Here is a 2,385-nt window from a genome sequence, read left to right on the forward strand (position 1 = left end):
CTTCTCAGCAGCATGAAACTGGATGATGACACCGTGCACGAGCGCAGCTATTCCGGCAGTCAGGTCACTTTGGCAAAAGATGCCGGACGTTATTTGGCACAGCATATGGATCGCCGTGTGACCATTGATGAGCTGGCAGAACAGTTTTATGTGTCTCCTACGCAGTTAAAAAACAGTTTTAAGGGTGTTTATGGCGTTTCTATCTATGCGTACACGCGCTCGCAAAAAATGCAGGCTGCTGCCTGTGCACTCCGCCAGAGTGATGACACTGTTATGCAGATTGCCGGACGATACGGCTATGAAAATCCGAGCAAATTCGCAAAGGCCTTTAAGGACGTTCTTGGCGTCACGCCAAATGAGTATCGAAATACAAATGGACAAAATGTCTGTTTGGAGCATGGTTCGCTCTAAATGGAGTGGAGAAACATATGAAATTACCGTAAACTAACATTGTCAAACGAAAACAAACGCCTGCGGGCGTTGTTTTTTGAACGACGGGTTAGCAAACACTAATTTGATAAGAGGTGAAAGCATGAGTGTAGTAATTGTTGGCGGCAATGACTGTATGGTACGCCGCTATAAAGATCTTTGCAAACAATATGACTGTCAGGCAAAAGTCTTCACACAGATGAAAGACGGCCTGAAAAACAAGATCGGCTGCCCCGATCTGCTGGTGCTGTTCACCAGCACCATGTCCCATAAGATGCTGCGATATGCATTGAATGAAACCAAGGGACAGGACAACATGATTGTCGCACGTTCTCATTCGAGCTCTATGTCTGCTCTGCGCAATATTTTGGAAGAGCACGCTTCCTGAGAACGTTTCTGCGCGATAAATACATTGATTTTTTTCAAGAAAGGTTGGTAATCAACATGGCAAAGGTAGCAGTAGTATATTGGAGCGGTTCCGGCAACACAGAGGCAATGGCAAATGCAGTCGTAGAGGGCGCAAAGGAGAAGGGCGCAGACGTATCTCTGTTCTTCTGCAGCGACTTTAACGAGGGTATGGTAGGCGATTACGATGCTATCGCATTTGGCTGCCCGGCAATGGGTGCAGAAGTTCTGGAAGAATCCGAATTTGAGCCGATGTTCACCGCTTGCGGCTCGAAGCTCGGCGGCAAGAACATTGCTCTGTTTGGCTCCTATGGCTGGGGCACTGGCGAGTGGATGCATTCTTGGGAAGACCAGTGCGCAGATTTCGGCGCAGTGCTGGTAACCGACAGCGTGATCTGCAACGAAGCACCGAACGATGACGGCATTGCAGCTTGCAAGGCTCTGGGCGCAGCTCTGGCATAAGGTTTCATCGAACGCGGCTTGGATACCCATAGACATCTTCCACCAAGATATGTCGCAAGTCTAACATCAGATAAATCCAACATACAATTCCTTAACAGCATACATGAAAAGCGGAGCCGACATGGATTTTTCCATGTCGGCTTTGTTTTTGACGCGAAATCCGTATATATTGGCTCCGTTATGCATACAGTATCGGAGTTCCATGTTTGCGGAAAAGGAGGAATGGCAGATGTGTGGAATCGCGGGAATGATAGGCGAGATTCCTTCACGGCAGGTTTTGGAGCGGATGCAGCATACCATGCGCCGCCGCGGTCCGGATCAAGAGGGGATTTGGATAGACAGAACGACCGCGTTGCTGCATGACCGTCTCGCTGTTATCGATATAGAAGGCGGAAAGCAGCCGATGCGGCGAGATTATGCCGTCATGGTATATAATGGAGAACTGTACAATACCGCAGAGGTGCGGACAGAGCTGGCAAAGCTGGGATATGCGTTTGAAACGCATTCGGATACAGAGGTTGTCTTGACGGCGTACTTGGCATGGGGAGAAGCCTGTCTTGACCATTTCAATGGAATTTATGCCTTTGCTGTCTGGAATATGCTGGAGCAAGAGCTGTTTTTTGCACGAGATCGCATCGGCGTGAAACCGTTATTTTTTACGGAGAGACCGAATGTCTTTATCTTTGCTTCAGAGATCAAGACATTACTGGCACATCCAGAGGTTCACGCAGAAATTGACCAAAACGGCATTTCAGAATTAATCTTGTTAGGACCTGGCAGAACGCCGGGCTGCGGCGTTCTGCGCGGCATTTGTGAAATTCCCGCTGGCTGGTGCGGCACGTATTCACAGAAGCGGGGAGTAACGCTCAAGCAGTATTGGCGATTAGAGGATCGAGAACATACAGATTCAGAGCCGGAAACAATAGAAAAAGTGCGTGCGTTGGTCATAGATGCCATACAGCGGCAATTGGTATCGGATGTCCCTCTGTGCACGTTTTTGTCCGGTGGTTTGGATTCCAGCATTATTTCCGCTGTAGCCGCGCGGCAATACGCGCGGGAAGGGCGGCAGTTGGATACCGTGTCGGTCAC

4 protein-coding genes are annotated in these 2,385 nt (G+C 49.1%); all 4 read left to right on the top strand.

The window, feature by feature from the left end:
• A partial coding sequence (locus ACR0P9_RS11150) for a helix-turn-helix domain-containing protein (protein ID WP_432620152.1) occupies nucleotides 1-411 on the top strand: 411 nt, incomplete at its 5' end.
• A 121-nt stretch (nucleotides 412-532) separates the two neighbouring features.
• On the top strand, nucleotides 533-817 hold the full coding sequence (locus ACR0P9_RS11155; protein ID WP_432620154.1) for a DUF2325 domain-containing protein: 285 nt from the start codon (nucleotides 533-535) through the stop codon (nucleotides 815-817).
• Between the two features lie 56 nt (nucleotides 818-873).
• Entirely contained in the window at nucleotides 874-1,296 is a 423-nt protein-coding gene (locus tag ACR0P9_RS11160; RefSeq protein ID WP_432620156.1) for a flavodoxin, read from the top strand.
• A 229-nt stretch (nucleotides 1,297-1,525) separates the two neighbouring features.
• Nucleotides 1,526-2,385, top strand: an 860-nt coding sequence (asnB, locus tag ACR0P9_RS11165; RefSeq protein ID WP_432620158.1) for an asparagine synthase (glutamine-hydrolyzing), incomplete at its 3' end; no start/stop codon positions are given.

Source organism: Butyricicoccus sp., assembly GCF_050872565.1.
GTDB lineage: Bacteria > Bacillota > Clostridia > Oscillospirales > Butyricicoccaceae > Butyricicoccus_A.